General features: G+C 54.6%; 4 protein-coding genes and 2 pseudogenes. 4 read left to right on the top strand and 2 right to left on the bottom strand.

Going from position 1 to position 3,966, the window contains the following annotated elements; all coding sequences use genetic code 11:
• Both Q1B15_RS21890 and Q1B15_RS21885 read left to right on the top strand, forming a co-directional pair.
• Positions 1–640, top strand: a 640-nt coding sequence (locus tag Q1B15_RS21890) for a GntR family transcriptional regulator (protein ID WP_299758048.1), incomplete at its 5' end; no start/stop codon positions are given.
• A gap of 38 nt (positions 641–678) precedes the next feature.
• Positions 679–1,644: an aldo/keto reductase gene (locus tag Q1B15_RS21885; protein ID WP_299758047.1), complete on the top strand. Its 966-nt coding sequence runs from the start codon at positions 679–681 to the stop codon at positions 1,642–1,644.
• A gap of 3 nt (positions 1,645–1,647) precedes the next feature.
• On the opposite strand, the gene Q1B15_RS21880 is transcribed toward Q1B15_RS21885, so the two are convergent.
• Together Q1B15_RS21880 and Q1B15_RS21875 are read right to left on the bottom strand one after the other, a co-directional pair.
• Positions 1,648–1,977 (bottom strand): L-rhamnose mutarotase, encoded by a 330-nt coding sequence (locus tag Q1B15_RS21880; RefSeq protein WP_299758046.1) that lies wholly within the window; start codon positions 1,975–1,977, stop codon positions 1,648–1,650.
• Between the two features lie 26 nt (positions 1,978–2,003).
• Positions 2,004–3,113: a mandelate racemase/muconate lactonizing enzyme family protein gene (locus Q1B15_RS21875; protein ID WP_299758045.1), complete on the bottom strand. Its 1,110-nt coding sequence runs from the start codon at positions 3,111–3,113 to the stop codon at positions 2,004–2,006.
• A gap of 188 nt (positions 3,114–3,301) precedes the next feature.
• On the opposite strand from Q1B15_RS21875, the pseudogene Q1B15_RS21870 reads away from it, so the two are divergent.
• Positions 3,302–3,397, top strand: a pseudogene (locus Q1B15_RS21870) (IS6 family transposase); the annotation flags it as partial.
• Between the two features lie 488 nt (positions 3,398–3,885).
• Positions 3,886–3,966, top strand: a pseudogene (locus tag Q1B15_RS21865) (IS6 family transposase); the annotation flags it as partial.

Here is a 3,966-nt window from a genome sequence, read left to right as displayed (position 1 = left end):
ACAGGTGCATACACACGTTCGGCAACTGATCCTTCGACTTCGCCTCAAGCCGGGTGAGGCGCTAAGCGAGAAAGATCTGTCAGTAAAACTTGGTATAAGCAGAACGCCTGTGCGCGAAGCTTTCATTCGCCTTGCCCAAGAGGGTCTAGTAGATATCCTTCCTCAGCGTGGAACCTTAGTCGCTCCGATCCGGATGGCCGAAGTTAAAGAAGCTCATTTCATCCGTCGTGTGCTGGAGCTTGGAGTGGTCCGCCGTGCCGCAGAGAGCCCGGAGCCCAAGCACCTCGCATGGATAGAGGAAAACCTGCGCCAGCAGGAAGCGGCGCAACGCGCCCAAGACTACAACAGGTTCATGGATCTCGACGAGGTGTTTCATCGGCTGCTTAGCGAAGGTGTTGCGTTGCCGCGCGCCTGGACGGTAATCCAAAGTGTTAAAGGGCAATTGGATCGTGTTCGGTACTTCATTCTTCCAGAAACCGGGCATAGTGACTTGATTCAGCAGCAACATCGCGCGATTTTCGAGGCCATCAAATCTGGTGATGCCGATCGCGCGGAAAGTGAAATGCGCGATCATCTTGATCAAATCTGGGCGTCCATCGAACAGCTTATGATCGAAAATCGGGATTTCTTTCAAGACTAAAGTCCAGCGTTCCCAACTTAAAATTCGGAGATTTTACCATGGACTTACCTGATCTGGGATTCGGCGGCGCCCCGTTGGGAGGGTTGTTAGATCCGGTCGGTGATGCGGCGGCGGCTAACACAGTGCAGGCCGCATTGGATGCGGGCCTAAAGTATTTCGACACCGCGCCCTATTATGGGTTTGGCTTGTCAGAGCGGCGTCTTGGCGATGCGGTCCGCAATCAGGACGGGATCATCCTGTCCTCCAAAGTCGGGCGGGTGCTTAAGCCCGGATTGCCGGACGATCCGTTGGGTTTTGGCTGGCCAAAACCGCTGCCGTTCACGCCGGTTTACGACTATAGCTATGATGGCGTCATGCGATCCTATGAGGATAGCCTGCAGCGTCTGGGTCGCGACCGCATCGACATTCTCTATCTGCACGATATCGGCCGCTCGACCCACACTAACCCGGTTGAAGAGGAACGCCATTTCAACGATGCGATGACCGGCGGATACCGCGCGCTAGACGAGTTGCGACGTACTGGCGACGTGTCCGCCATCGGGATTGGCGTCAATGAAACTGACGTTAGCCTGCGAGTCTTGGAGCATGGCGTCTGGGATATTTTCCTAGTGGCTGGGCGCTATACATTGTTGGAACAGGAAGCGCTTGATCCTCTGTTTACTCGCCTCGGTGAAAGAGACGTCAAAGTGGTTGTTGGCGGGCCGTTTAACTCGGGCATTCTGGTCGGCGGAACCACTTGGAACTACGAAACCGCCCCAAGCGCAATTGTGGATCGCGTTGAGGCATTAACTTGTGTATGCGCCGCGCATTTGGTGCCCTTGCCTGCAGCGGCGCTACAATTTCCCTTGGCGCATCCGGTTGTCACAAGCGTGATACCCGGCACCCGGACGCCAGAGGAATTCGCCCAAGTTTTGTCATGGTATTCGACAGAAATACCTGCTTCGTTCTGGTCAGATCTCAAATCCGAAGGATTGCTGTCTGCTGAGACGCCGACGCCCAGTTAGGTGTCAATCGACGTGGAACACTTCCTCCATCATAGCCCAAAATTCGCCGTCCTTACGCGCCGATAATGGTTCTTGGCAGGGATCGGTCAGCGTCCACCATTTTTGGGTTTCCGAATCTGCGGCCATGCGCGCGGCATCCGCCTTAAAATCGCTGCCATGATACTCCCAATACCCGAACAATAAGTTCTCGGGTTCTTTCAAGAATATCGAGAAATTGCGAATGTTGCTTTCTGCGATTTGATTAAGAACACTTGGCCAGACATCCGCATGCAGGCGTTTGTAGTCCTCGATCTTTTCAGGTTTTAGCCCAATGACCATACCCATTCGTTGCATAGGCTGGCTCCTTTCTTATCGCCGACTTAGCTGGTGGAAAAGTCCAGCGCGCCGACCTTCGTCGCATTAATTGCATCCCAATCCCAGTCGATCCCCAGCCCGGGCTCATCACTGGGCCAGGCACGGCCATTTTCGATCCGCAAGCCAGTCTTCGTGATCGTATCAAGCTGGGGGATATATTCTAGCCAGGGCGCATTGGGGATCGCGCAGACAAGGCTTGCATGCAGCTCCATCAAGAAATGCGGGCACACTGGCACATTAAAAGCCTCGGCCATATGTGCGACTTTCATCCAAGGGGTGATACCACCGATCCGCGCAACATCGACCTGCACGATCGAGGCACCACCCGAGACCAGGTAATCCTTGAATTGACTGAGCGAATACATGCTTTCACCGACTGCGATCGGCACTGATGTGCTGGCCGCAAGGCGCGCATGTTCAAGCACATCGTCGGCGGGCATGGGCTCTTCGAACCAAGCAATATCTAGCGTTTCTAGCATCCGTGCGCGACGTGTCGCCTCTGCCAAGGTAAAGGACTGATTGGCATCCACCATGATTTCGTATGATGGTCCAACCGCGTCGCGAACCGCTGATAGCCGCTCGCGGTCCTCGGACAGATGCGGCCGCCCTATTTTGACCTTGGAGCCTGCAAAACCTTTGGCTTGGGCTTCTAGCGCGTCTGCAACAAGGTCCTTGGAGTCAATGTGCAACCATCCGCCTTCAGTGGTGTAGACCGGAATGTTATTCTTTGAGCCACCCAGTATCCGGTAAAGTGGCAGACCGGCGCGTCGGCAACGCAAGTCCCAGAGGGCAGTATCGACCGAAGCCAGCGCCAGCGAGGTTATCGCCCCGACCGCCGTCGCGTGGGTCGAAAACAACAGCTCTCGCCAAATACGCTCGATGTCCTCTGCCTCTTGCCCGATCAAACGAGGAACCAAGGTTTCCTTGAGCAAGGACATTACTGCCGGGCCACCTTGCCCGATCGTATATGTATACCCCGTGCCCACTGCGCCATCGCGATCTGTGATCCGCAGAATGGGTGTTTCCTGACTATCAAAAGATTGAATCGCATCCGTCCGGCGCACCTTTGGCTTAAGGTCCACCATGCAAATCTCAACACGTTCAATAATGGCCATAGTCAATCCAAAGCTAGCTTGTTTTCTATCGCCATGCTTATCAGGTACTTCGGGCGAGAACGAGCCTGAACAAAATGGAAATTTAACGGTTCTGGCTGAGATCCAGCGACAATCGTGGTTCAGGGATTGTCAGAAGAAACCAGCTTGAGGACGGCCGGGTAGATTCGTAGTCTCACGAGATGTCCTAGCGTTTCCCACTTTCGCTTCGAAATGGCGAAAATTTACTCCATGAACGCGGTATTGATGTGAGTCATGAACCCATCAGGTTCTGGTGGAACAGATTCAGCCTGTTGTTTGTCGCCAAATTCCGAAAGCGGCGGGTTCAACAGCTTCGATTATACTCGAATTGGCAATGGCACCTATGGCGCGGCAAACGCAGCGCTTCGAATGATCCGGCTTCTGAAAGCGGATTGCGCATCATGGGTCGCCACTGAAGACCCGCACCCTATAGTCACACTTGATTTCCAATATTCTCGTTCGACCCCGTTGCCATGCGCGTTCTCGCATGGAGCCCGCAACGGGTGAAGCGCGCGCCGGGGCCGGTTAAAGCAACGAATTGACCGACCCGATTAAGGCGCGACCATAGCTGCGGAATGCTTCGGTCAAACCAACCGGTCCGTCTGACCGGAAGGTTTCGGGAACGGCCCGCGTTCCGGTGCAGTCCTCCAAGGGGTCTTGCCAGAACAAATTGGGTTGAGGCGGGCAGGGCGGTTTCGTAGCTTTTGCTTATGATGAAAAAAGACCCCTTCAAGTACTTCACAGCAGCCCAGAGATCATTCGCCTGGCAGTGATGATGTACTTTCGCCTTCCCCTTTCGCTTCGCAATGTCGAGGACCTGCTGCATGAGCGTGGG

The sequence above is a fragment of the uncultured Boseongicola sp. genome (genome assembly GCF_937988555.1).
Lineage (GTDB): Bacteria > Pseudomonadota > Alphaproteobacteria > Rhodobacterales > Rhodobacteraceae > Boseongicola.
This window is presented reverse-complemented; position numbering and strand designations above follow the sequence as displayed.

What these genes read in the sequence shown, in the direction of transcription:
- Q1B15_RS21885 (WP_299758047.1), top strand. Translation starts at nt 679, where the DNA reads ATGGACTTACCTGATCTGGGATTCGGCGGCGCCCCGTTGGGAGGGTTG.
- Q1B15_RS21875 (WP_299758045.1), bottom strand. Translation starts at nt 3,113, where the DNA reads ATGGCCATTATTGAACGTGTTGAGATTTGCATGGTGGACCTTAAGCCA.
- Q1B15_RS21880 (WP_299758046.1), bottom strand. Translation starts at nt 1,977, where the DNA reads ATGCAACGAATGGGTATGGTCATTGGGCTAAAACCTGAAAAGATCGAG.